Source organism: Marinagarivorans cellulosilyticus (assembly GCF_021655555.1).
GTDB lineage: Bacteria > Pseudomonadota > Gammaproteobacteria > Pseudomonadales > Cellvibrionaceae > Marinagarivorans > Marinagarivorans cellulosilyticus.
Map to the genome: position 1 here is coordinate 1,729,191 of NZ_AP023086.1, position 25,545 is coordinate 1,754,735.

General features: G+C 47.8%; 25 protein-coding genes and 2 tRNA genes. 7 read left to right on the plus strand and 20 right to left on the minus strand.

Going from position 1 to position 25,545, the window contains the following annotated elements; translation table 11 throughout:
* Positions 1–138: 138 nt before the first annotated feature.
* Both msrB and MARGE09_RS06845 read left to right on the plus strand, forming a co-directional pair.
* Positions 139–582, plus strand: a complete 444-nt coding sequence (msrB, locus tag MARGE09_RS06840) for a peptide-methionine (R)-S-oxide reductase MsrB (RefSeq protein ID WP_236986596.1) — start codon at positions 139–141, stop codon at positions 580–582.
* A gap of 3 nt (positions 583–585) precedes the next feature.
* The gene (locus tag MARGE09_RS06845; RefSeq protein ID WP_236986597.1) at positions 586–1,260 is read left to right on the plus strand and encodes a DNA-3-methyladenine glycosylase I; all 675 of its coding nucleotides are present in this window, start codon (positions 586–588) and stop codon (positions 1,258–1,260) included.
* A 7-nt stretch (positions 1,261–1,267) separates the two neighbouring features.
* Here MARGE09_RS06845 and MARGE09_RS06850 read toward each other — a convergent pair whose 3' ends face one another.
* Positions 1,268–2,059 (minus strand): hypothetical protein, encoded by a 792-nt coding sequence (locus MARGE09_RS06850; protein ID WP_236986598.1) that lies wholly within the window; start codon positions 2,057–2,059, stop codon positions 1,268–1,270.
* 293 nt (positions 2,060–2,352) lie between these two features.
* Here MARGE09_RS06850 and MARGE09_RS06855 point away from each other — a divergent pair.
* The 3 genes from MARGE09_RS06855 (at position 2,353) to MARGE09_RS06865 (ending at position 3,093) form a co-directional block, all read left to right on the plus strand.
* Positions 2,353–2,428 (plus strand) — tRNA-Glu (locus MARGE09_RS06855).
* 6 nt (positions 2,429–2,434) lie between these two features.
* Positions 2,435–2,509, plus strand: a tRNA-Gly gene (locus MARGE09_RS06860).
* 233 nt (positions 2,510–2,742) lie between these two features.
* On the plus strand, positions 2,743–3,093 hold the full coding sequence (locus MARGE09_RS06865) for a hypothetical protein (RefSeq protein WP_236986599.1): 351 nt from the start codon (positions 2,743–2,745) through the stop codon (positions 3,091–3,093).
* A 160-nt stretch (positions 3,094–3,253) separates the two neighbouring features.
* On the opposite strand, the gene MARGE09_RS06870 is transcribed toward MARGE09_RS06865, so the two are convergent.
* The gene (locus MARGE09_RS06870) at positions 3,254–4,081 is read right to left on the minus strand and encodes an HDOD domain-containing protein (RefSeq protein WP_236986600.1); all 828 of its coding nucleotides are present in this window, start codon (positions 4,079–4,081) and stop codon (positions 3,254–3,256) included.
* Positions 4,082–4,323: 242 nt separating this feature from the next.
* Between MARGE09_RS06870 and MARGE09_RS06875 the strand changes: the two genes are divergently transcribed.
* Entirely contained in the window at positions 4,324–4,476 is a 153-nt protein-coding gene (locus MARGE09_RS06875) for a hypothetical protein (RefSeq protein ID WP_236986601.1), read from the plus strand.
* Between the two features lie 66 nt (positions 4,477–4,542).
* On the opposite strand, the gene MARGE09_RS06880 is transcribed toward MARGE09_RS06875, so the two are convergent.
* The 17 genes from MARGE09_RS06880 to MARGE09_RS06960 all read right to left on the minus strand — a co-directional run bounded on the left by MARGE09_RS06880 (position 4,543) and on the right by MARGE09_RS06960 (position 23,487).
* Entirely contained in the window at positions 4,543–5,010 is a 468-nt protein-coding gene (locus tag MARGE09_RS06880; protein WP_255711895.1) for a type IV pilin protein, read from the minus strand.
* A 127-nt stretch (positions 5,011–5,137) separates the two neighbouring features.
* Positions 5,138–8,374, minus strand: coding sequence for a pilus assembly protein (locus tag MARGE09_RS06885; RefSeq protein ID WP_236986603.1), 3,237 nt, complete (start codon positions 8,372–8,374; stop codon positions 5,138–5,140).
* A gap of 13 nt (positions 8,375–8,387) precedes the next feature.
* Positions 8,388–8,930 carry a pilus assembly PilX family protein gene (locus tag MARGE09_RS06890; RefSeq protein ID WP_236986604.1) on the minus strand — a complete coding sequence of 181 codons (543 nt, stop codon included), beginning with the start codon at positions 8,928–8,930 and terminating at the stop codon, positions 8,388–8,390.
* Complete coding sequence (locus tag MARGE09_RS06895; protein ID WP_236986605.1) at positions 8,923–9,957, minus strand: PilW family protein; 1,035 nt, start codon at positions 9,955–9,957, stop codon at positions 8,923–8,925. Before MARGE09_RS06895 ends, MARGE09_RS06890 begins: the two co-directional genes overlap by 8 nt.
* On the minus strand, positions 9,958–10,527 hold the full coding sequence (gene pilV, locus MARGE09_RS06900; RefSeq protein ID WP_236986606.1) for a type IV pilus modification protein PilV: 570 nt from the start codon (positions 10,525–10,527) through the stop codon (positions 9,958–9,960).
* Positions 10,518–10,919, minus strand: a complete 402-nt coding sequence (locus tag MARGE09_RS06905; RefSeq protein WP_236986607.1) for a GspH/FimT family protein — start codon at positions 10,917–10,919, stop codon at positions 10,518–10,520. Before MARGE09_RS06905 ends, pilV (MARGE09_RS06900) begins: the two co-directional genes overlap by 10 nt.
* A gap of 15 nt (positions 10,920–10,934) precedes the next feature.
* Complete coding sequence (locus tag MARGE09_RS21720; protein WP_420828088.1) at positions 10,935–11,048, minus strand: type IV pilin protein; 114 nt, start codon at positions 11,046–11,048, stop codon at positions 10,935–10,937.
* 481 nt (positions 11,049–11,529) lie between these two features.
* On the minus strand, positions 11,530–11,934 hold the full coding sequence (locus MARGE09_RS06910; protein WP_275068744.1) for a type IV pilin protein: 405 nt from the start codon (positions 11,932–11,934) through the stop codon (positions 11,530–11,532).
* 68 nt (positions 11,935–12,002) lie between these two features.
* On the minus strand, positions 12,003–16,862 hold the full coding sequence (locus tag MARGE09_RS06920; protein ID WP_236986608.1) for a hypothetical protein: 4,860 nt from the start codon (positions 16,860–16,862) through the stop codon (positions 12,003–12,005).
* Positions 16,863–16,870: 8 nt separating this feature from the next.
* Positions 16,871–17,437: a PilX N-terminal domain-containing pilus assembly protein gene (locus MARGE09_RS06925; RefSeq protein ID WP_236986609.1), complete on the minus strand. Its 567-nt coding sequence runs from the start codon at positions 17,435–17,437 to the stop codon at positions 16,871–16,873.
* 4 nt (positions 17,438–17,441) lie between these two features.
* Positions 17,442–18,449: a PilW family protein gene (locus MARGE09_RS06930; protein WP_236986610.1), complete on the minus strand. Its 1,008-nt coding sequence runs from the start codon at positions 18,447–18,449 to the stop codon at positions 17,442–17,444.
* A gap of 15 nt (positions 18,450–18,464) precedes the next feature.
* Positions 18,465–18,935: a type IV pilus modification protein PilV gene (gene pilV / locus MARGE09_RS06935; RefSeq protein WP_236986611.1), complete on the minus strand. Its 471-nt coding sequence runs from the start codon at positions 18,933–18,935 to the stop codon at positions 18,465–18,467.
* The gene (locus MARGE09_RS06940; RefSeq protein WP_236986612.1) at positions 18,926–19,459 is read right to left on the minus strand and encodes a GspH/FimT family pseudopilin; all 534 of its coding nucleotides are present in this window, start codon (positions 19,457–19,459) and stop codon (positions 18,926–18,928) included. Before MARGE09_RS06940 ends, pilV (MARGE09_RS06935) begins: the two co-directional genes overlap by 10 nt.
* Positions 19,460–19,733: 274 nt before the next feature.
* Complete coding sequence (locus tag MARGE09_RS06945; protein WP_236986613.1) at positions 19,734–20,510, minus strand: hypothetical protein; 777 nt, start codon at positions 20,508–20,510, stop codon at positions 19,734–19,736.
* A 178-nt stretch (positions 20,511–20,688) separates the two neighbouring features.
* Positions 20,689–21,768, minus strand: a complete 1,080-nt coding sequence (locus tag MARGE09_RS06950; protein ID WP_236986614.1) for a transporter — start codon at positions 21,766–21,768, stop codon at positions 20,689–20,691.
* 104 nt (positions 21,769–21,872) lie between these two features.
* Positions 21,873–22,487 (minus strand): hypothetical protein, encoded by a 615-nt coding sequence (locus tag MARGE09_RS06955; protein ID WP_236986615.1) that lies wholly within the window; start codon positions 22,485–22,487, stop codon positions 21,873–21,875.
* Positions 22,480–23,487, minus strand: a complete 1,008-nt coding sequence (locus tag MARGE09_RS06960) for a metal-dependent hydrolase (RefSeq protein ID WP_236986616.1) — start codon at positions 23,485–23,487, stop codon at positions 22,480–22,482. Before MARGE09_RS06960 ends, MARGE09_RS06955 begins: the two co-directional genes overlap by 8 nt.
* A gap of 132 nt (positions 23,488–23,619) precedes the next feature.
* Between MARGE09_RS06960 and MARGE09_RS06965 the strand changes: the two genes are divergently transcribed.
* Complete coding sequence (locus MARGE09_RS06965) at positions 23,620–24,378, plus strand: phosphatase (RefSeq protein WP_236986617.1); 759 nt, start codon at positions 23,620–23,622, stop codon at positions 24,376–24,378.
* Here MARGE09_RS06965 and MARGE09_RS06970 read toward each other — a convergent pair.
* Positions 24,375–25,541 (minus strand): MFS transporter, encoded by a 1,167-nt coding sequence (locus MARGE09_RS06970; protein ID WP_236986618.1) that lies wholly within the window; start codon positions 25,539–25,541, stop codon positions 24,375–24,377. The genes MARGE09_RS06965 and MARGE09_RS06970 overlap by 4 nt on opposite strands.
* Positions 25,542–25,545 lie beyond the last annotated feature (4 nt).

A 25,545-nucleotide genomic window follows, 5' to 3' on the forward strand; every position in this document is an offset into this window, starting at 1 on the left:
CTGCAATACCTAAGGGAATTGTTGCCGCATGAGTGTAGGCAGCTTCATCGGCGGCTAGCTGGCGACTTACAAGTCATCAGCTGTGCTGCCGATAGGGTGTTTTGCCCTTATTTTTTCATTAATCAAGGTCACCAGATTATGTCAGATAGCCAATCAAAAAACGACGAGCACGATAAAAATCCTGAGCTTATTCGTTCAGACGCCTATTGGCGCGATAAGTTGAGCCCTACGGAGTACGCAATTTGCCGGCAAAAGGGCACCGAGCCTCCTTTTACGGGCGCTTACAATGATTTTAAAGGCGACGGTGTATTTCTGTGTCGCTGTTGTGGCAGCCCTCTTTTTGATGCCCAAGCGAAGTTCGATTCGGGCTCTGGCTGGCCGAGCTTTTTTGCGGCGAAAACGAAGCAGGGTGTTGAGGAGGTGTTTGATGAGTCGCACGGTATGCGGCGCACCGAAATTGTTTGCCGACAGTGCCAGTGTCACTTAGGGCATGTTTTTAATGATGGCCCAGCGCCAACAGGCCTGCGCTACTGTGTGAATTCGGCATCGATTCAGCATGAAACTGATGTAACAAAGGGGTAAGGCGTGATCGCTTTTGATGAAATCCTCCAAACAGCCATTTTGCACAAAGGAAGCCTAGCGGCTGTCGAGCAAGATTTGCCAGTGGCGCTTAGCGATGCGCAACTGAAGGCGCAGCCAGATGCTTTTTATTTGAGTGAAATGACTCGCCGAATATTTCGTGCGGGCCTAAAGCACAGCTTGGTCGACAACAAGTGGCCCGCATTTGAGGTGGCGTGCTTTCAGTTTAACCCGCTGGCTTGTGCCCACATGAGCGATGAAAAATATGACGAGCTAATGGCCAACCGCGAGCTGATTCGCCATGCAGGCAAAATGCGTGCAATTCGTAACAATGCGGCAATGGTGCTGCACAAGGCGCGTGAGCATGGCAGCTTTGGCGCTTATCTGGCCGGCTGGCCGAGTGACAACATTGTGGGCTTGTGGCGCGAACTTAAAAAAGAAGGGACTCAGCTAGGCGGTATGTCGGGCGCGCGTTTTCTGCGAATGGTCGGCAAAGATACGTTCTTGCTCACAGACGACGTCGTAGCCGTACTAAAGGCGCAAGGGGTGATTAGCAAGGCGCCATCGAGCTTGAAGGATTTAGCCGCGGTGCAGGTGGTGTTTAATGATTGGCAAGCACAAAGCGGCTTGCCCATGTGCCAGTTAAGCCGCATAGCATCAATGACGGCGGCAAGTTGGTAGTTCGGAATTAATCGTAAACTTGTTTTTTCTTCCAGACGGGCTCTTTTTCTGCAAATTCATCCCACTGGTTTTCGAGCTGTTCTTTATCTTCTGGCTCTAAATTTGGCCCTGTGTTAGAGGAGTCCTCTTCACTGATTTTTGCACTTAAGCCTGCGCATTGCTGTTGCAGCTCTGTAATGCGCTGGTCAAAATTACCTGACTTTCGCTCGCGCTCCATAAGCCTTAAGGCAAGCTCTAGGTTGTGTAAGGCTAGGCGTGGCTTGTCTTTTTCGAGGGCTTGTTTGCCTGCAATGTCATACGAATCGACGGTGATGTTCACGACCAACTCGCGAATGCTGGCACGATGCGCATCGGCATTCTCGCGGGGGATACGGTGCTTTTCTTCTAGCTGGAAGACGTATTTGTGCAGCTCTTCTAAACAAGCCTTTACTTCACTAATTTGCTGAGGGTTTTCGAGCCTTACATTGCCCTTGCCCGTGCTGCGGCGCCTAGCGTCGGTCATTTGTTGGCTGAGCATTTGAAGCTCGCCTTTGTGTGTGGTGTTTTCTGGCTCTAGGTCGGCTAGTTGGCTGTGGATTTCCATTAGGCTTTTTTGCACTAGCATTGTGAGTTCTGGTGGTAAGAAGCCCTGAGGAAAGCCGCTTAACATAAACTTGAAGTTGCGCGCTTTTAGGGTAAGGGCGCCAACTAATCGTTCCCGCTGCTCGCGTTTTTGGGCGAGCGTTTGCGAGATAAAGGCATAGCACACCAAGCAAGCAAGGATAACAATAATCAGAACAATAACGGCAACGGAAGACATGGGCGCATTCTGTGAAGGTTTACCTATAGGTTAGTTCACCGTTCGCGCCTTGCAAGCTGGCGGCTGAGTTAGCGCCGGATGAATAACGCGACAGGGCAATAAATAGGGCGCAGTATCGGATAACATTTTTTTTTAAAAATAGTTGTTGACACTAGAGGGTCCCGTCCCTAAAATGCGCACCACTTCAACGGCAACGGCGAAATAAAACAGCCAAGCTTGTTTGTTGAGGGTCAGCTAAGTAACTGATAAAAAACATTTTTTTAGGTTTCTTAGTTATAATGTGACCGTCCTTAGTCCCCATCGTCTAGAGGCCTAGGACACCGCCCTTTCACGGCGGTAACAGGGGTTCGAATCCCCTTGGGGACGCCACATTATGCGGGAATAGCTCAGTGGTAGAGCACAACCTTGCCAAGGTTGGGGTCGCGAGTTCGAGCCTCGTTTCCCGCTCCATAATAAAAAAGCCAGTAGTTAGCTCTACTGGCTTTTTTTATGCGCGTGTCTTTCTCCTTATTATATTTCCACCTTTCTTTATCGTGCCGGCAGCACCCCGCCTTGTAAATTTGACTTGAATCACCCTTTGCCGGTTTATATCGTCATATCGCTTTTGTCCTTCTTTTATTCGGCAACTTTTTGTTTAGTCTGTACCCTAACGGGTAACCATTGACATAGTTTGAGGATTAATCATGTTTGTAAAAACTTTAGGTGTAGCAACGGCGCTGATGCTTAGCGCTTCTTTGGCCATGGCTTGCCCCGGCAAAGAAGGTAAGTGCAAAGACGGGCAGTGTAAGCTTAAAAAAAATGACATAGCGACCATTCTAAATCTGGAAGGGGAGCGCGCCGAGCAGGTGCGAGCAGTACAGAGCAAGCATAAAGCTGAAATTAAGGCACTTAGAGAGGGGCAGAAAGCGAAAGTAACAGCGCTGCGTGAAAATCATAAAGGCGAGCTAAGCGCGCTACTTTCTGCAGAGGAACTAGCTAAGGTGGAAGCTGTAATGGCAGAGCGCCATAAGCATCACCATAAGGCCGATTACTAAGCTTGTTGGGTGGGGTAACTATTCAGGTGGGGGCGGAATTATGGCTCCCTCCTAAGGCGAATTGATTATTTCCTAGCTTGTTTAAGCCAGCTCCTGAGTCAGGGGCTGGCTTTTTTGCTACATATGGGCCGTAAAAGCTGTGTTTAGTCTAACGCGGTGTTTAGTCTAGCAGCGAGCTAATGCCGCCGCTGAAGTCATCAATATCGGGTAGCGCTTCGGCCATAACGGTTAAGTCGACAGGCGGCGTGGTTTGGAGTTCTTCGGGCAAACTGCTAATCAGCTCTTCAGGTGTGGGGTTGTCTTTGTGCATATTCACAATATGTTTTGCTAAGTAAATTAGTGCGGCGATTTCCGAGGCTGGGGTCGCATCTTTGGGGCTGTTTTGATATTTCAGCCCCGTGTTGATGATTTCAGGAAACTTCCACCGTTTGGCAAGTTCTGCCCCCACTTCACAATGGTTATAGCCAAAAATTTCGTTTTCGGCAGATAGCCGCTCCTCCCCCGTATTTACCTTGGCCTGCACGATGCCAGCTTTGTCCGCATCTGCTGAGTACATTAGCAGTTGGCCTATGGTGTGAATTAAACCGGCGGTAAAGGCGGTATTGGCGTCTAGTCCTTTTTTGAATTTACATAACCATTTGGCGCAGCCGGCAATTTCAAAGGCATTTAGCCAAAACTGTCGCTTGTCGAGCGAGCTTGGCATCTCCAGCGAATCGACCATGCCGCTCGCCATAACTAAAGTTCGAACAGCGGGAAAGCCCATAATAATAGTGGCATCTTGCACCGAGGATACCTGCCTAGGTAAGCCATAGTGTGCCGAGTTGGCTACCCGTAGCAGCTTGGTGGTTAGCACTGGTTCTTGGGCAATTTTGGCAGAGATCTTGTCCATGTCGACATCGGGGTCGTCAAAGCTCTCGATCAGCTCTTGCACAATTTTAGGGATGCTGGGTAAACGAGTGGCATTGCTAAAAAGGGTGTCAAAACTCATAAATGTTTCTCCTGTTCTACTATTGAGAATAGGCGCTTTATTTTATTTGCGCTGACTTTTTTGGGCTTGGCGAATACTCTTTTTGCGTGGTGATAACGGCGCCGTTCAAGTGGAACAATCAGCTACCTCTATGGAGGTCTATGCCGGCCGGCCTTATCGCCAAGCTTTGCCCTAGAGGCATCGTACCTTGAGCCTAAAAACGCAGTTGAACCACCAAGCCTAGCGCCCCCTTAGTGCACCTGATGCGCGGTAATAAGGTGAGTATTTACTGGGGTGGGAGCTTTGGTGGTGCGGATGGTTTTGATGCGGTTTTGGAATACTGCGCTTTAAGTTTTGATGCCTTCGATGACGGCGGCAGTAATATTAGCCTAGGAGCGCGTTACGGGTTTCGTTAATGCTTAACCGCCTGGCCGCTTTTAAATAGGCGGTAGCTGGCGAGTTATTTGGGTGCTGGAATGTGCTTAGCGAAAACAATTCGATGCGGTTTCTGTACCGCTAGTGCTTTGTGCCCCCGTTGAGGCCAGGCTGATTGTTGCGCATTGGGTGTCTTTGGTTTGGCCGTTAATTGGTTCGGCCGATAGCGTGTATGCACGCGTTGTTGCACCGCTAGCAAATACCACTTTATAGATTCCGTCGGTACTAGTGCTGGAATTGCCGTTGTCATCGATATAATAAGGGTCGCCGCTGGCTCCGGTATTGGCATAGCCCAAGTTGGTTAAATCTGTTGCATACCCTTTATTGTTAACAAAATATTCCTCTTGCTCAGAGACCATTTCCATCAGTGTGCTAATCGCCGCTTTTCGTTTCGTTTTAATAATGCTGCTTTGATACGATGCCATAGCAATACCTGCCATTATGGCAACAATTACTATGGTAATTAACATTTCCATTAAAGTGAAACCGTGAGCTTTATGTTGCTGGTTTATCATAATGCTGGCCCGCGAGCGGTGATTGATAAGTGAGTCTTTGCTAAAAAAGCATTTTTATTTTTAAGCGGCTAGCTATTTATTTTTAATAAATAGCTAGCCTTATTGTTACCTTTTCAAGTCATCATTTTTACAAATCATCAATGCCTGTTTCCCGCCAGTAGATAATGTGCATGGGTTTTCCTCCGGCTTCAATTAATTTGGTTTTATCATTGCTCGGGACATCCTGCTCGAGTTTGACGATGCCCGCGCTGGGGATAATTAGCGTATCGTTGCCAATGGCTGTTACGGCTGGGGGAATACCAGGGCCAATATCAATTGGGCGGCCTAGGGTGGAATAGGCAGCGGTTCCATCTTTTAAATTCACCACATAGAGTTGGCCACTGCCTTCGGCGGGTTCGCAGCTGCTGCCATTTGATGGCTCGTAAGACGTAAAAAATACCTTTCCGGCTGCAACCAGCGGTGATGCTAATCCCTTTTCGCCACTGCTGCTTAAGCTAATTTTCCAGCCATTTTGAAGGTTTAAAAGGCCGCAGCCAGATTCCGCACCGGTTACGCAGGCAGTGACATCTACAATGTTATCGTCTTCAAAGGGGATAGATGTATCTGGGCTGCCACTGACTGTGTTTCTATCTTTAATGAAAAACATAAAGTTTTCATCGGCCGTTTCAAGCGGGTTAGCTCTGTCGCCTGTCGCAATTAAAATGCCATCGTATGAGCCTTGATCGTCTTTTGATTGCACGACATCTGGAGCATGAAACATGCGGCGGTCTTCTGCTTCACTATTGTCGTCCAAGTCGGCTAACACACTGGCTTGCCAAGTTAGGCGGTGGCTAGCGGTATTGCCTTCTGGCAAATCTATTCGCCAAACTAAACCACTTAAATCGCCGACGTAAAGCCTATCGGTAATACCGTTTTGGTCGCTATCTAGCGCTGCAACTTGAGAGGGAATAGAGTGCAGCATTTTTGGGTGGTACAGGTGCGTTTGGCTATTGCCACCTGAACCACCGGTCACCTTCCAGATTAAAGCGCCGGTGCGGGCATCAACAATATAAATGGCAGCGCCTTGTAACGCCGAGCTAGGGTTTTCAGAAAGCTTAACGGGCGTATCATTTTGTGTATCGAAGCCGCCGCCAAAAATGAGTACATCACGGGCGGTGCTTTCGTAGCGAACCTTGGTAACAACCGGTGTGGAGAAGGTCATGCCCAGTTCGCTAAAATCACCGCCTTGCGTAATTTTCCATTTAAGGCTCGGCGTTGCATTTGGATTGCTTACATCAAGAGCGTAATAACTATTGCCGCCCCGGCGCATTCCCACATACACATATACCTCTTCACCGCTTTCTATGGTTCCATCGTTATCGGTGTCGTTAACGAAAGCAACGGGTTCGCCGTCGACTCCGTAGGGGTGCCGATTGCTGCCATTGTTATCTCTAATTTGCTTCAGTATGGGAAGGGACTCGCGAGGTATAAAGGCGAAAATCTCTTTGCCTGACTCTGCACCATTTGTATCGGTATTCTCAAATATGTGAAAAAAACCATCGTTAGTCCCCATGAATAAACGAATATTAGGATTACTTTCTGAGTAGCCTGATGTAGCGCCATAATTAAGTGCCAAGGGACGAGAGTGAATTGCATCGCCCAGTAGCCAAGATCGAGATTCGTCAACATCGTTGTCGTTATCTTCATCATCTACATCACGCCCGCGGGCCCAAGCTACGGTTTCTATTGTCGAGAGAAGCGTGCTGGCACTAATTGGGTCGCTCGCACCTAAATTAAGTATTGCGCGTTGGGTATCTGCAGATAGCGTATTTGCCGCATTAAAAACGTCAAATGTCGAACCGCTAGAAGGTTCAATAAATAATTGCCGGCTACCGTTGGTGTTGGTCAGCGATACGTTGCTGGTATTGAATTGTGGAATATTTTGTCCGACACCACCGCGGTTAACGGTGCGTCCGTCGCGCCCATCGACTTCGCTTTTATCGGGGTCCGCTGTAGGAAGAGCGCTAGCGTCCGTCCAAAAACTAAGAGCCTCATATTTTACGCGGCCATCGTTAGTGTTGAATGCTGCATTACTGTTAACATCGACAATTTCATCAAAAATCCCATCGGTCGGTAGGCTGGTATCTTTTAATTTAAACTTTTTGATGTTGCCGTACCATCGTTCGTTCGTTTGGGCTTCAAAAAGAGCGATGTAAAAATTGTCGAGTGTTTGGATGCGGTTAAAGACGTTGACCGGTACTGAGGCGGCAACAAATGTTGTGCTCACGCTTAACGCTTCAATAAAGGCAGCTTCTAAAGTGGCTTGTACATCGACTAGATCTGCACCTTTAGAGACTTCCATATACTGATTTGAGGTGCCGGCAGCTTGTGCCCAATCATCTGCTTTCGCGGCAGAATCGCCCACTTGAATAATCCAGCTTTTGAGTTTTTGATCGCCACTGGCGAGCGTCAGCACATCGTTGTTAGTCATATAATCCATCATGCTTTCGAAATTGCTTGTTGCTGATGCATTAAATGCAGCTTCTATTTCACTGTTTAAGTGGTTATCTGTACCACCTTCGTTGCCTGAGGTTGCATAGACTTGGTAAAACTTTGTGCACTCGAAATCAGACGGGTTGGCCGCAAATGGTGAATTGTAGCGATTGCCAGTAATAATTGAGCTATCCGGAGCGGGGGTATTTGTACCATCAAAATTACGGCTAGTATCTTTACCTTGGAGTACGGTTCCGCCATTAATATATTGATACCACTCCATATGCATTTCTTTGGGTTGGCTCTCGTGGTAGTCGTTGCCTTGTCGTGGCAAAGGAAATTGTAAAAGTAAATCGACGAGGCCTGCTTTGGCCCCATTTGCATCTCCAGCTTGAAACTCTTGATAACCTCGCAGCACTGTTCCGCCGCCGTTATCATTAGGAATCATCATGCCCACATTAATGCCATCGAATTTTTCAAACACAGCGCGCGTTACTGCGACAAGTGCCTCTATTTTTTTTGCTTCGAAATCATCCATGTCGGCAGCGCTATCGCGAAGGCCATCAAAGTTGGCGTCGCCATCGCTTGCTGCTGCAGCCGCGCTATCACCAATACCATCGCCATCGCCATCGCCGGGTACACCATTAACCATGGCATCTAGCGCCTGCAGTAACGGTAAACCGTCATCCGTATTCAGAATATCTTTACAGTTATTTTGCCGGCCATCTTGGCAGTAGGGGCCGCTTAAATCTTGACGGTAATCCATCATAAACATTAAGTAGGGTGCGCCGGCGGAATTGCTATTGTTGACGTAAATGTCAGTATCATCCCCGATGGCTGAATTCGCAAAAATCCCTAATGCTAAAGCTAATATAAGTTTCTGGAATTTCATACAAACCTCGGTGTTATTGACCTGCATTGGCCACTTTAATGGCGACGCCTTGTGCAATAGCGGCCTGACCTAAGCGGTCTTGGCTGCCATCGTATTCGGCATTTACTTCAAACAGTGCGGCAGAATAAGATTTTGCGCTAGAGGCATTTTCTTCTGATGCACGAAAAGGGATTGGGGCAAACAGTGGTGCTTTGCGTGTAATGTTATATTCAACATGGTTTGCTGTGAGTGTTGCCGTTGCAGAGGCCAGTGCTATTGCTGTGCTATCACAACCTGTGGCGCCTGCTTTGCAAATTTTATAGCCGACATCGCCAGCAATAACAAAATTATTAATATCGCTTGTGATGGCATTAATCACGCCTTGCGTTGTTTGAAATGCCTCTTCTTTAAGCTGTTCGTTACTGGCCATTTTTGTTTCAAAAATACTGGTTTTCATTGACGTGACAGAAATTAAGCCCGTTAACAGTAAAAATATTAGCGCGATAACAATGACAGTGCCCTGTTGAGAGGACTGCGTTTTTAGCGAGTTATAAAATAAAATGTAAGGCTTAGGCATTGGGTAACCTCGCATTTTTTATTTGTATGGTTGTGGAATAAACACGGCGAAAGTAACCATCGTCGGGGTTGTCGATGGTTGTGGTGCCGAGGTAGTAGGTTTTATTGTTGCTGTAGCCGTTTATTTCGTTTGGGCTGCGCGCCAATAAATACAAACGCACGACGACGACATCACCTACTTCAGAGGTGCTTGGGTTACTTTTAAATATATCTGGTGTGCTATCGCCGTCTAGGTCTAGGCCTAATTCAATTTGTATGTTTTCAATGCCATCGACGTAGCACTCCTCAGCTAAGCTGCTGCCTTGAAGAACTTGTGCGCACAATGTAGGGACATCTTCACCGCTATCATCGACATTACGTAAATAATAAATTTTATGATAAAAAGCCCAGTAATCTACATCGGACCCGGATGTTGCATCGCCGCTAACGATGGTGCTGCCGCTTGCAACATTGATCCAACTTTTGTCGCTACGGCTATCGGCTAAACGTAGGTACCATTGGTTATCAATAGCGCCGATGTTGGCGGTCGTGATGCCATTTTCGAGTGTTGCTCGGTCTGCCGTGCGTTTGACGCTAATAATGTCGGTATCATCAACAAGCTCATCTGGTGCGGCGCAAGTAATTGCCACGCCGGCTTGTGTTGTCATGGAGCTGCCGGCTTGGGCGTTATTAATAAAGTCTAAAGGGGTTGTCAGGTCCAGGCTCCAGGTTTCGTGCGCGCAGCCTGTAGCGATAGCTGCGGGGGTAAGCGTGCCTTGCTCCGGCGTGCCGCCAGCGAAGCCTGCCATGCTAATTTCACGGGCTAATAACCGGAGCGCATAGCGTGCGTTTTCTTGTAGGCGCGCAATTTGTTCGTCTTGCTGCATGCTGGCGTTATTTTTTAAATAAATTTTGGTAATGGCCCCACTTAGCGTTAAGCCTAAAGCTAAGGCAATTAATAATTCTATTAATGTAAATCCGCGAGCGCTTAAAGGCATTTTGGCTAACAGAAATAATTTTGGGCGGCATAAAGCAAATAATGGTTTCATTTAAATCGCCTCTATGAAGGTGTCTAGCACCACTATTTTTCGGTTTATATTGTCTGTGCCATATAAACCACGGGATTCCCCGCAGGTAGAACCCGTTGGGTTGGTTTTACCGCCAAAGCCCTCCCAGGCAATGGTTATTGTGATTAAGCCTGCGTTGTTATCAATGCAGCCAGAAGGCTGAGTTAAGCCGCCTGTATTTACGTTATTAGAGACCTCTGCAGCGCCTTCTAAGGCTTGCTCCCATTCCCATAGGTCGTGATTAGCTAATTCGGTAGCAGTGCATTGCGCAGATTTACAATTGGGCGAGGGTTCGTTGCCACTGGTTACGCCGCCTAAAAAACTAATAGCCGCATAGGTATCGATGGCTGTGGGATTGCTTCGTATACGGGCGGCCATATCGCGAGCCAAGCTAGTGGCTAAAGAACGTTGTAGAGCATCGTAGCTGGTTCTTTTAGCTTTAACCTGCATGGTGGATAACCCCAAAACGCCTACCGCAAAAACTAAACCTGCAACTAATACCTCGATCATGCCTAGGCCAAATTGGTGTTTTAAATTACGTATTAAGGGCATACCGTTGCTCCTTTTTCTGTACTTGGGCGGCCCGTTAAACCGATTCTAATATTTGTGCCTCGGCTGGTATCGTCATCGATACACACGTTGAAATTTGCGGCGATGCGCTGTGTGCCATCGGCTTGATAAACGACTTGGTCTAGGTCGGCATCGGTGGCTCTTAATGTGAGTTGACTTAGCGCATTGTGGGACTGCAGTAATGATTCGCTGCTGTCGAATACGCCATCAGCATCGGCATCGATATATACCAGCCAGCCACCGTCCCAATAGCCGCTGGTTGCACAGCTGCTGTTATTTGCGCTTTTGCACACGGCAACAGGCAGGTTATTTTTAACGGCTTCGCTGCGGGCTAATACTAAGCTGTCGTAAAAGGCATGACTGGCGGTACGCATTAAATTGTTTTCTATTTAGTTTTGGTAAGACGGCACCGCGACACCGGCAATAATCGCCATGATAGATATCGTGACCATCAGTTCCAGCAAGGTAAAACCTGCTATGTATTGGAAGCCTTTACTGCCCATTTTTAACCTCAATTACCCGTCTTGCTGAAATTAGCTGTTTATCCAATTCGTTTAGGTCTGGCTTTCTTACCAAGGCCCTTAAAAGGGCGCATGCCTTCGCATATCATGCTATTGGCAATAAAGGTAAGGAAGTGAACCCCTGCATGAGTGGATGCAATAGTGCTTTCTCTTTCCTAACAACTAACTCTGGCTCTTCCCCACTTATAGTGTTGTCTGTTACTGGCTGAAAGTCAGTTAATCCAAGACATTTGGGCAGTTATAAAGATGGGCGGATTCAGCTGGGTTTTGGTTATATTGGTTATCTATAGCGGGAGGGATCGAGTAGTTTTTTGGTTATTGAATAGGTGAAATTAATCTAAACCTAAAACTATTAGATGCTTTCTTTTATGGGGTTTAGTTATATGTAGGGGGTTATATGTGGGGCGTTGTAATAACTGCTTGTAAGGGGGAGTGTTTTTAAGTGTTGCGTAAAAGGTACGCCTTACCATTTATCGGCCGGTAATTTTTGCCCTAAAGAATCGAGCGTAAGGTCGCCGTCTGGCACTTGGTTATCGACTGCTGTGGCTTGTAGTTTATAGCAGGTAGCTATGGGGCAGCTGGCGGTGGCCGCAACCACTTCGAGGGTGTAATGGCCCTCCGGCGAAGCAATACCGCTGCTGGCAGAATAACCTAAATCGGTCAGGTCGATGCTATAACTATTGTTTTTATAAAAATAGCGTTCCATTCGCGATGCGGCTTCAAGCAATTGTGCTTGACCATCGCTGCGGTTACTTTTGCGTACACTATCTTGGTACGAAGGTAATGCAACGGCCGCTAAAATACTAATAATCACAATGACGATCAATAATTCGATAAGGTTAAAACCTTGTTGTCGGTAATGCAGCATAATTAATTCCTAAGGTTATACCTTTAGCTATCGAGCAAGCTAAATGCCTGCTCGATATTTACAGTGAATTACTGAATTTGCCGCCAGCTAACTTCACCGCTGCGCACGGTATCTTGGTTGGTTTCTTCTACGGTGGTAATGGCACCATCGGAAGTTTGAATAATAGCGTTCGCTTTGTTATCGGATTCGTAGCCATCACCAGTATGTAAGCTTGGGCTGGTGGCTGGGCTACTGCCTAAATCAATAACGTAATCATTAAAAATTGCATTTTCGTCTTGGGAGATAATCCCAGGGCTGCCGGCGGTGCCCGTTAAGGCATTTAAAATATAAAGCCTCGCATCACCATCCACCGCGCACTCGTCAAATACGGGGTCAAAAGTGGTGTAGGTGAGTGTGCCGCCAAATAATGTCGCTGCGCCAAAATTTCGCTCGCCGGCCAGTAATGTTCGCTGCCAGCCATCAACATAGCTCGAACTATCAGAATATTGCTTCATGCGTTTTTCGAGTGTGGTCAGTGTGGCATCGGCATCTAATGCTGGCGTTAACGTGGGGGGCGAGCTGAGTTTTGCATCGGCGGCATAAATTTGTGTTGCGGTAATATCAACAATTTTTGAAGCCACGTTATAGCTAAACGCCCCTGTCGATGTGCGGCTTTCTTTTAAGCCATAATAATAGTTTACGCTGCTATCGAGGTTGTCTTCTTGGGTAAAGAACCTGCCTGTGCCCACGTGAATCCAACGGTTTTGTAAATTATCGGTACCCATCGAAACAGCCGCAGTAATGGGGCGGCTTGGGTCTAACATTACAGCTGGGGTCCAAGCGCTAACGGCCTTTTGCGTACTGCCTGTACTTTCTTGAATAACCATACGATAAAGTTTGCCTGCCCAAGCGCTGGAATCTCCGCTGACTGTGCCAAAATAAATGGCATCGGTAGTGAATTTATCGAGGCCGTAATCGACCGAGGATAAATCAGAAATAAAGCTATTACTATCATTAAGGGTCAATATGCCGCCGCTACCAAAGGAGGTTTCTAATACGGTGGTGGAGCCTGCCACAATGGATTTTAAATTTAATAAAAAGAGTTTGGCATTTTGGGTGCTTTTTACTTCGTCAAAGCCTGCGGCATTGGTGTCGGCGCCAGATCCGAGCATTAAATACCAATTACCGTTGCCTTCACTGTCGGTGCCCGTGACGATGGGCGTTGGCATTGCTGATGTAAAGCCAAGATCTGGATGGCTGTATTCTAAAAGTATTTTAGGGGCTTTATCTGGATTGGTAATATCGATAATGGTATAGCTTGAACGCAAAGTTCTACTCGATACGCCAGCGCCTAAGTCGGCATCTACCGTGGTGGCGCCGCCACCGAGTCGGCTGCCAACAACTAATACTGTACCCCAGCCACCAGGGTGATCTGAATCGTTAGCAAAAATTTTAGCATCAAAAATTCGAGGCTCTAAATCGACAAAATAAAGGTGGTCGGACGATACCGCACCGTAACTCGGGCGCGTTAAATATTCTAAATGTGCCAAGCCGTTAAAAGGTGCGTAGGCCCAAAGCTCGGCGCCTAGCTCGTAATTAACGGAGGAACCTGCCGCACCGCCGCCTTTAGCATTGGTAAATTCTTTTGTGTCGGGGTTGTACCAGCCGCTATTAAAGGCGTGCAGCATGCCATCGTTGCCACCGGCATAAACCATTTGGCGGCGGTAGCGGTACTGATCAAAAAATTTCCGATAACTTTCGCTGCCGTAAATAAGGTCTAAATTTTCGGCTGGGCGGCCGGCAACTGTTGGCGTGGAATAAATAATATCGCCAAGGCGCATGGTTTTACCATTAAGCTGGCGCGAGCGATAACCGGCAATATCTTTACCGCGAATATATTCAACAATATTTTGTGCATCGGCTTCGGTATTGGCAATAAGCCCGGCTTTTGACGAGTCAAATGTTGCGGGCATAAAGTCTGTGACTTCTGTACTTGTTACAATTCCATCGCCGTTGGTGTCTATACCGGTGAGAATATGGCGCCCAGGTAAGGTGCTGGTATAAAGGCGCTGTGTTTCTGCGGCTTGTGCATCTGTCATGTTGGCTAGCCACGTTGCGCCGCTCCACAAATATTCTAGGTCAAATAAATCCAAATCGAATTTACTGGATGCGCAGGCGCTAAAATCTGCTGCCGTTGGGCGCGAAGCTAATGTTGGTGATAATTTTATGCGGACTTCTTTCGTTTCGTTATCGCTATAAGAGCACATATCAATATATTTATCGGAGTCCTCTAATATTTTGTCGCCGTCGTCGTGGCGCAAGTTGCCAGCATCGTCAATCATGAGCGCATGCACATCGCCAATCCATGTAACCTCGTCGCCTTGTGATGTAACGGACGGGCGGAATATGGCATTAAATACAGCGCCTTCGCCCGAGCGTGACGCGGCAATAACAGATGAGGCACCGCCAGACCCAGAGCGTGCAGTAATGGATTCTAATGCGGCATTTAATTGGTTAACTAATTCTTCGGCATCGCTGGCAAAATAAAAGGTGTCTGGGTTGCAATCGCCATTTTCGTCCCATTCGTTAGGCGTGCAATTGCCGGCCCCATTAACGACGTAGTCATTAAAATTAGAGGGGTGCGAGGGGGTTGGTTGGTGGTCGCCATTTTGGTCTACAAAACCGCCATTTGCTGCGGCTTCTCGCATGCGCCGGCTGTCATCATTAAAAGCTTCACCTTCGCCGAGTGCGGCGTAAACATAATAGCTAATAATATCTTGGTGGCCTGTCATGCCGGCATCTGTTCGGCAGTCATGTTCGCGTAATTCTAGTGCTAAATCATCAAGTACTTGCTCGCGGCCAAATGAGCCGACGCCATCGTTTGCAACGGTAGGGTGGCCACTGCCGTCAAAATCTTTGTAAGGCGCGCCGTCGTTGAAGTGCAAAACAAATGATTTAGCGCAGGGCAGGCGGGTACCGAATTCTGAGTAATAATAGGGGTCCCATTCGTCGCTTATTTCATACGAGTTGCGCTGGCCAGCGGTGCCCTCGGTACCGTTGTTGTACCACTGTGTATGGTTGCCGGTACCACGATTAAAGTCGTGCTGAGCAAAGTAGCCTTTAATGTCGTACAGTGTTTCGGCAATAGGGGTGGTGCCCCAAATTAATGGATGGTCTTCAATAACATCCACAATGTTGCTTAGTGGGGATTTAACGTGGGTGTCTAAGCAAATATCAAAGTTCGTTCGCGAAGCTACATCTATAGAGGTGTCTGGGTAGCAGGCTCTAAAGGTACCGCCGTGTACCGAGTTACCATTGTAAATGGAGGTTGGTGCTCTGCTGTGATCATAATTATACACAGCCATACCAAAGCGTATGGATGCAGAGTTTTGCTGTAAAATACCCGTCGGTTCCGTTTGCAAACCTAAGCGAATTTTATAACCGGTGGAAGCCTCAACAGCAAGGTAGCCAATAGCCTCTGCAGCGGGATGTGTTAAGTCGCCTGCGCCGGTAGAGTCTTCCTCTTCCATTTTCACATCGAAGCCATCTTTACTTACGCCACCGTTACCATAACGTGCAACTACGGGATCGCCGCCATTGGTTGTTTGTATGTTGATGGCAACCATAGGCGTGTCGTTAAATAAATTGTTGGTTAAACTGACATCTTGCCATGTTTCTGTAAACGTATTGTTGGTATTGTTTATTTCTATGGCAACGCCGGCATGTGCGGAATAACCCGCTGCACGTTCAATGGCGATCCAGCTTACAAGCTCTGAAGCGTGGCTATTACTTGCTTGGCTTCGCTCTTCTTGCATTGCCACTTCAAAGCTGCTGGTAGTAATATTTTTAACGCGTGTGGTAACGGGCATTGCATCGTTAAATGATGTAGTGCCCGTAAAAAGCACCGGTTGGCTAGGGAAAAACGTGCCCATGCCAACAGAATTAAAAGAATTTTTAGGTGTGGTTGCGCCAATGGTTGTGGTTCCCGCTGCGACTAAATAACTGCTACTAATACCTGTGTCTTTATCGGTAATACTGATTTTATGGTTACCAATGGCTGCAACTACAAAAACCACATCTTCGGTGGTGTGGTTGCCATCTAAGTAATTCCATTCGTCGACCCTAACTTTAAAATCTGTGAGGGTTACATCTTTAACGCGCGCTAATGATTGATGGCTACCGTTATAAGACAAAGCTGTGGCCACAACGCTGGGCGGGGTGGAATAGGTATTTTTAAAGGTAACGGTATGCCAATCGCCAGAGGCATCGCTAATATCGCGGTCGATGGATAGTTGTCCAACTTCGACCTGATCGCTAAGTTCTACAATGCTCGTGCCACCGCCTGTTGTGGCACTAAAGGCGCCTTCAGAAATCAGCACTTCCTTATTGTTACCTATTGGGCTAAATGCCGCGCTGTTGCTGTAAGATTTTCGAAAGGTGTAATCTAGCGGTTCGTTTTGCCCTTCTAAAATAAACCAGGTATTACCGCTAATAGATTCCCCTGCGCGGTCGCGTACTTTACCGCCGACGAGTACTTTGCGTACAACATCCATACGGCGCATGGTTAACCAATTTAAAAAATTACCATCCCACAGGCCGCCGCCGTCTTCGTAAAAAAATTGTTTATCTGTAGAGGGCGCATAGCTGTATTTTCGGTCGCTTTCAAAATAACCGTAATAAGAATAAGCGGGATCAAAGTCGTTGTGTAGGCCTCTGCGCCAACTGCCTGCGCCGGTATCGGCGTAGGCGACGGCTTTCATACTGCCAGATATATCTAATGCAATAACAACATTCGGCTTGCCGACGTTAGTTGCGACAAAAGGCGGCGCTGCGGTAAAGTTGGCCGATTGCGCGTGTAATAAGGCCGTGCAAAATAGTAATGCGATAAAGCATAGGCACTGAACGACCGACGTATTTAACCGAAGGTATGTAGAGTATTGAGTATTCATGAACTGCCTCATTGGATAAATGAACGGTATTCACTGGCCGTTGTGGTTTCCGCCCCGCCATTACCTAATCCTTTCGAGCGTAATTCAAAATAAATAGCGCTGCCGCTGGATGCTACGCCCTTGCCTGCACCGCGATAACCTGCAAGCTGTTGTAGCCCGCCGCCAATGGCGGCAGCTGCGCTAGGTGCGCGAATAATATAAATATCAGAGTTTATTTTTTCGATGGCGGAGGTGCCGGCAATATCAAAGTCCATATCTTTTGCTAGCGAGCCTGCGCTAAATAAATTTTCGCTATCGCCGTTGGCGGCAAGGGGGCTAAAAGTGGCTGCAAAGCTAATGCCTGGGTGTGCGGTAACCCCGTTCCACGAACGCTCGTAAATAAATTGGTTAACCGCATCGCCAGCGGCAATGCGGCCTGTTTCAGATGCTTGAAAAGATTGCTCTTTAAAGGCGCTGTTAGATGCCATGCGGTAATCGAGGTTAGACATTTCCATGCTAGCGATGGCGGCGATGGCAATAACAATTAAAAGTACTAGGCCGGTAATTAAAACAAACCCAGTTTGCTGTTTATGCATGGGGTTAACCTCGAATCATGTTGCGCAATTGCACAACTTTTGTGTAAGCGCGGCGGTGGTAAGCTTGGTCATCCCCGGTAGGGGTGTAATTAACCTCGCCGGCTAAAGTGTATGTTTTGGTATCGAGCATGGTTTTATCGGCGCTATTACCACGTACAACAAGGCTGTAGCGCACACTCACAACGCGCTGCCAATCGGTAATACTGGCGGGTGAAAGATAATTATCGGCGGTAAAATTGCCATCGGCATCAATACCAAATTCCACTTGAAACTGCTCTACGCCTTCCACTAAAAGCTGCTCGGTAAATGTTGTGCCGTCCAATTGGAAACGGACCAAGCTGGGAACGTCGTCTTTGCACGCGCCATCGACTTTGTGGCTGCACGCGCGAACGTAATACAGCTCGCTAGCATAGCGGTAATTGTAGGTACCGACGGGGTCTGTGGCATCGCCAATGGTTGTGCCGTCGCTGCCTTTAAATATTTCACCTAAGGTGCTCGCGCTGGAGCCAACAATAGTACGTATATAAACGTTGCTACCATCAACAGAGCCGATAGATGTCATATCCATAGTGGATGCATATTTTATCGATAACACATCGGTGCCGGCGACGTATTCATCGCTGGCAATGCAGTTGTTGGGTAAACCCGAAACACTGCCAATAGCCGCGGCGCCATCAAAGCCGCGAATAGGTGTGCTGGTATCGGTAATCCAATCTTTATTGCAACTGCCAGAGCCGGTAATCGCGAGTGAGGCATGGGCAGAAATATCGGCAGATTTAACCCCGCCAAAATGGCCGGCTTGACGTAAAGAAACCTCAAGAATTTCATTGCCTGTGCGCACGCCTTCTTGCAGCGAGCCAAAATCAAACATTAATCGCGAAGCATTTTGGTTGCTACTAAAAACAGAAATTAACCCCGCCATAAGTACAGAGCTTAATAAAATGGCAATCATTAAGCTAATAATGGTGAAGCCTTTAATAGATTGTCGAGCTTGTGTTTTTGAAGGTGTCATTAGGTGCTCAATCGATTAAGGGTTGTAAGGCAAAAAGGTAAAGCGGTGTGTTTTTGTTTCGCTACTTTGTTTAACTTTCTCTGTCCAGCTGATGCTAATGGTGTACATGTCGTTACCGACATTGGCGACAGATAACGCGGCATTGCTTAAATTAGCGCTTAGCTGCTCTTTTATGCGGTAGGCATCTATTTGGGCAATTTGTTGTGGTGTGCAAACGGTGCATTCGGCTAGGCTTTCTGAACCATCAATTGCGTTGTAGGCGCCGGCTTCGGTACCGAGGGGGTTTGCGCGCATGCGGTCGGCCATATCGTTGGCCCCGAGTACGGCAATGCTTAATGCATTTGAATTGGCAATCATGCCTAAGCCATTAAGTTGCATGCTGGCAATGCCAAGCACACCACCGGCAAAGACTAATAGCGCAACTAATACTTCAATAAGCCCAAAGCCTTTAGCCTTAGGTTTGTAAAAACAAGATGTTAACTGCATGTTAGGGCGTCCCCTGTTGCGTTGTGCTCGGATATTTGCGGCCGGCCGGTGGCGTTAATTATGATGGCTTTTGCTAGGTCGCTACCGCGTGGGTCGCAAAGGGTAAAGGTGCCGGTTTCCATGGCTAAGCCATTCGGGCGGTAGCGAATAAAGTCGCTAATATCGTTGGTTGTACTTAGCGCTAAGCCTTGCTCTAGTGCACCTGCTATGCGAATAAGCTCTTCGTCGTTATCGCGGGTATCGTCGCGATCGTCGTCGATAAAAATAATCCAACCGGTGTTCCAGTTAGTGCCGCTGCAACTGCTGGCATCGCTGCTGGGGCAAACCACCACTTGGCGCGAACGCTTTACCGCTTCGCTTCGGGCATAGTGGAGTTCGCCTAAAAATGTATTCAGCGCACTTTTTTGCTTGTTATTGTTGATTAAGCCGTCATAAGAGGGCACCGCAACAGCGGCCAGTATTGCAACTATCGATACCGTCACAAGCATTTCGATTAAGGTGTAGCCAAGCGTTAATTTGTTCATGGCTATAGATATAGCATTGAATGAATCGCATTAAATATGACATTGGATGGGCGGTACGAATTAGAGGCTCGTTGTATGCATTAATTCGATAACGTTTTATGCTGGATTTAGTTAGACACTTATCTTCTATTAATTATATTTGTTTGGTTTTATTAAATTGCTATTTAAAGATAAGTGGAAATATGAAAATGGCGTTATTTTTTTGTTTTGTTTTTCTGGAGGCCTTGTCATGCGGGGTTTTGCGCCACATTGTGGGTTTTTGTGGTGTGGCGCGTTAAACGTTATTTTTTTCTTTTTGTTTTTTTATAGCGCTTATTGTCTCTGAAAAAACTTTGGCTAAGTAACCGAGTTCATCGTCAGTTTTAACAGTGTTTTTCTCTTGGTAATCACCAACACTTAAGCGGTAAATTGTATTGAGCAAATCGGCAATTTGCTCCTTCCATTTGGCCGCTTGGTTGAGTGCAATAAAGGTACTGAGTGCGAGTGTCATTAAGCTTACAAGGGTCCAAAGGTATAAGCTTGTTTGTGCGTTTTTAAGCGCTTGCGTCATTGTTTGGTTGTCGACACGGTTGACCTCGTCAATTATGTAAAAAAATTCGCTTTGAATACGAGAGAAGTATTGTTGAATATCCCAAAGCCGTTCATTAAAACCTGGGCTTGCAGGCTCTAGCAGCTTAATTTTGTTTTGGTAATTAAATAGGAAGCTTACCAGTACGCTAAAGTCGACTTGAAAAGTTTGCTGTGCGCTTTGGCTGAGTGTTTTTACCGCGCGCGAATGGGTGTTGAGATCTGTCGATAGGCGGTCGAATTCGTCGACGGTAATATTTTGTTTTTGGTGAAAGTTAGCCAGTTGCATGTTGAGTGTGCTTAACATGCCGTAGTGATGTTTGAAGTCTTTCATCACGCTGCTGTGGTTGTCTTCAATATTGTTTGGGATTAACACCCAGTTAGGGTTAATCAGCCATAGGCTCGCCAATAGCAGCACGAAGAATGCGGCTTGAATAAAAACGAGATGTAACATTTTATATTTTAAACTGCTACGGATAGTCATTTTAACGGGCCTACTTAAATACGAATTAACGAGTCAATAAAGTTGTACCCTTAAACTATAGGAGGAGTATTGGTTATTCGCTAGCAAGGCCAATGGAGGGGAAAGGTAAGGGGGCCTATTGGCCCCGCTTAAAAGAGACGGCTGTAGTACTAAGGGCTGTAGTACTAACGGCTATGGCCTAAAAGGCTTTTTGGTAGCCTAGCACCCACATGTTTTGCATTTCCATTTGCAGCCCGTTAACCGATTGCTTTAGTGGCACGCTGTATTCGAAGGCCAAGCGGTGGCCATGTAGCGCGCCTTTTTGGCCAACCAAGTTTAGTCCCACTTTAGCCGAGCTTTGCTGGCGGCCGTAATTGGCGGGGTTAGCGGTTTGTACCGGCAGCATAATATTGGCGTCGCGGCCTTCGATATCGCCGCTATCGCTGTAGGCAAGCCCCAAGCTTGTGCTAATGCTGGGTGCCCATGCGTATTGGGCCCAGCCATTTAAACGGTGAATATCACCCAGGGTATAGCCCTCGTCGTTATCGCCTGTGCGAATGGTGGCCATGTATTGAGCGCCCCAGCTTATGTTGTCGGCTTTACCGGTATAGGTGATGCCCGGTAGCAAATCGTAGGTGCCCGAGCCCAGCTGCATGGCGTAAGGCAAGCGTACGGTGCGTTGCATGTTCATGGGGGTTAATACGGTGCCTTCTTTATCGGTGGCGCCAGTAGGCAGGCTGATGGCTGCGTTTAGGTGCAAGTGATGCGTGGTGGTTTCATACAGCCGATATAGTGCACCAATTGTGGTGTCGCCCATGCCGCTAACGTCGCTTTTAAATTCGCCCAGCACATTATTGCCCATCATGCCTTGGTAGCTTTTTAGCGTCATGGATTTATTCATGTAATTCAGCATAGCCATTAGGGTGATGTTGTCGTTGGGGGCGTACATCATGCCCAGCATGTGCATTGTGGTTGTCATGCGTTGCGGCACGACGCGCAATGTTGGCGGCATCATTGGCATGCCGGCATACGGGTTTGCTTGGGTGGTGGCGATGGCATCATCACTGATGGCGTTACTGCCCAACAGGTTGCCCTCCATCGTCATGGACATGGCGCGGTACGATACCATCCACTCGCCAGCGTTATGCATATGGTCGCCCATAATGCCAATGGGGGCATGGGAATCTGCACGTTGTGCTTGTGTGTGGCTTTGTGGGTCGGCAATAGCCGCAGTATTGATGGCTGCTACGGTTGCTAGCAATATGTTTAGCTTATTCATTGGTAATTCCATTGCAAAACGCTGCACGACTGTGGCGCGCAGCGAATCAAAATTAAGTGGGGAAGCATCGCAAAAACGCATTTTTAGCGATGCCCTTAAGGGTCTTAAGCAATGAAAAGTGGCGGTGCGCGGACGGCGGGTAATGTATAAGCCTGCGCGGCTAGGGTGGCGCGTTGAATAAGCGCTTTAATGCGTAGCCGGCAAGGCCAAAACATAGCGCATAAAATGACGAAGCCAAGGGCGATGTTTGCGCTAAATGCGGCAAACTCGCACAGCGTATTGTTGGATTTTTGGTGCTCGTGGTGTTCTGCGGGGGTGCTTTTATTGAGGCTGGCGGCGTTGTGATTGTGGTGGCCGTGCTCGTGATGCTGCTGTTGTGTTGCGCTTGGCGAGCCTAGCGATGCCAGCTCGGCGGCACCGCTGGCGCTATAGCAAAATATGTAAAAAGCTTGGCTAGTACCATCGTTAGGCATAAAGCCTGCGGGCACTATGGCGCGCATAAATACAAAGGCCAGCAACACTAGCCCACTAAACGCCGGGCTTCGCAGCAACCTGTGCACCAGTGTTTTATGTGGGGTGGGGGTGTTCAGTGGCATGTGCAAAGGCTTTGGTTCAGATGATGGAATACTAGCATAAGATTTTGTGCTGGCGCATAAGCCTAAGCTAGCCCTAAACCCACCAAAATTGGAACTTGCCTCGCGGTTTTTAGAATTATTCAAACAGCATCTTAAGAAACATAGCGCCGGTGGCCGCATCGCCATGGTTGGCAGGAATATATTTTACGTGTTCTGTAGGGGCTTTGCTGGGGTCTATTTCTATGGCCCAAAGCGGGGTGCTTTGGTTGGGCACAATGGAATAGCGCAAATCGATAATGCGTTGGTTATTGGTTGGGTCCAGCGCGGTATAGCCATCGCTAAACCAGTGGAAGCGTTGAATGTCGTGCAGCTGTTGCGAGTTTGCGGCTAATGTGGGGAAATCGCGCGCTACGATTAAAGCCGGAACACTTTCGCCGGGCCAGACAGTATTCTTTCCGAATAACCCTACCTTTATACCATTGATGTAAAACGTGCCTTGGTGAAGGTAAAGGGTTTTCCATAAAACCAAATTACCGAGTGTGGGCTTGGCGCTAATGCGCTCGGGTGAGTGGCCGCGTTGCGCCGCTAGCGCGTGCACTTGTGCTAGGGCGCGTTGGTGCTGCCAACTGGCAAGTGCCATATATACAGCCATCCAGCCTATTGCCATTAGCGCCCAGCGACGTTGTTTTTTGATTGCGGCCGTTAAAACCAATATAAAGGCTGGCAAGGTAAAGGCCGGGTCGATAACGGCAATAAAATCCCAAGCAAAGCGGTGGTTACTAAGGGGCCACAATAGCTGGGTGCCGTAGCTGGTACAGCCGTCGAGTAGCGCGTGTGTGGCGTAGCCAATAAGGCTCCAGCTGTAGGTTTGATTAAACGAAAAGCCCCAGCGCCGGTGGGCAAAGGCATAATGGAAAAACACAGTGCACAGCAGCGCACCTATAGGGATAAACAACAGCGAATGGCTAAAATGGCGGTGGAACTGCAGTGCCAGCAGTGGATCTTCGCTGGAGCGAATTAAGATATCGAGGTCGGCAGCCATGCCTGCTAGCGCGCCAATAATGGCCGCCTTGGCTAATGTTTGGGCCGAGCCTTTTAGCTGGCTAAAAGCGGCACCAACAACCCCTTGGGTAAATGGATCCATATTAAATAATCACTCTGTAGCAAAAGCCGGTATTTCTTTTGTGCATTATATGAATGCTTGCGTTGCGATAAGCATTCGTTTTGACATGATCTGATGTTAGGGTAATTAGCGCAATCAAACAGAGGTTTTTTAATGCAAATACGATGTGATACCCACATGCATACCGTTGCCAGTGACCATGCGTTTAGTACTGTGCACGATTATTGGGCGGCCGCTAAACGGCAGAACCTTCAGCTTTTTGCGATGACCGATCACGCCTCGACAATGCCCGACGGTGCCCACGATTGGCATTTTGGCAATATGAAAATCTTGCCGCGCACGGTGGATAACATCGCCATGTTACGCGGCATAGAATCTAACATTCTTACGGATAACCGCGGGGTGGATATTCTTGATGGCATGGCGCCTTATTTAGATATTGCCATTGCCAGCTTTCACGAACCGGTGTTCCCCCCGGCCGATAAAAAAACACATACCCGCGCAGCCATTGCGGCCTTTGAAAGTGGCAAAGTGCAAATTTTTGGCCACCCAGGTAACCCTAATTTTTTATTAAACGAAGACGAAGTAATTCGCGCCGCTAAGGACAACAACGTTGTGCTAGAAATTAACAATAGCTCGTTTAGCCATTCGCGTTTGGGTAGCGAGCCTGTGTGTTTGCGTTTGCTAGAGCTGGTGGACAAGCACGATTGGAAGGTGGTGTTTTCTAGCGATTCACACAGCGCGTTTCACTTGGGCATTTTGGAGCACTGTATTGCCAAGGCGCAGCAAGTGGGTTTTCCGTTTGAGCGTGTATTATCGGTTTCGCCTGCGCGCTTGTTGGCGTTTTTAGCCGAGCACAACAAACCTGTAGTGCAAGAGCTTGCGCCCTGGTTAGCGGCGCTAGAGGATTAGCCCGCAGCGCTTTGCTTGGCCTTAACTTCGATAACAAACTTGTACAGCAGCACTGCGACGAGCGGCAGCAAGCCGGCAATAGCTACCCATTGAACGGCTTGCCAATGCAGCTGATATAGCACGGCACCCGCACTTAAGCTGGATATGGCTTGAATGCTAAATACTAGCATGTCGTGTTTGCCTTTAAAGTTAGGGTTGGTGTGTTGCGCAGCGAGCGTACTGCCGGTGGTAAATAAAATATTCCAGCCAATACCCAGTAAAATTAAACCGGTAGCGTAATGGTTTAAATTAACCCCCGATAATGTAAAAGTAAAAACGGCTAAATAAAAAATAATCCCCAATATTAAACTTTTATCAATACCTAGCCATTGTATTAAACGACCGGTAAAAAACGATGGTATAAACATGGCTAAAATATGCCACTGAATTACCGATTTAGTATTGGCCATGGTATGGCCGTGGTGTTCGTGCATGCTAATGGGCGTGGCCGTCATGACAAAGCTCATAATACCGTAGGCCGTTACCGAAACAACAACCGCTAGCACACCTTGATTAATGGGCCCAGCGTGTTGCTGCACAATAGGCTTAAGGCTGGGGGCGGCCGGTAAAAAAAGTACAAGCGCTAATGCCATTAATTGCATTCCCGAAACAATCACAAAGCCCGTGCCGTATTGCGGCAGTGCGGTAATTTCGTTGTGCATTGTAAGCTCTGGCCCAACAATGGCCGCCAAAATGCCGCCTAGCATAAATACCGATAACGCGACCGGAATGCGGTGGGGTTGGTCACTTAAAAAAAGCCGCGAGCTAAAGCGCAACTGCTGGGCGCAGGCGCTGGCAAACCCCAAGCACAGCATGGCGCTTAACCACAGGTAAAACGATTGCTGAATTAAGGCTGCAATAGCAAAACCATTGCCACCTAAACACATTAATGTGCCGCATAAAAACAGCTGTTTATAACCGCCTTTATCCAATATTTTTGATGCCGGCAGTGCAAAGGCTGCCACCCCTATCACCATAGCGGCTAAGGGCAGGGTAGCTAGCGCCGGCGATGGCGCCAGTTGTACACCGACAATCCCCCCGATTAGCAGCGCCATTGGCATGCCAGCCATTAATAGCGCACCGGCAAATGCCAGTACATAAAGCGGGCGAGGTAAATGCAGCATGGGT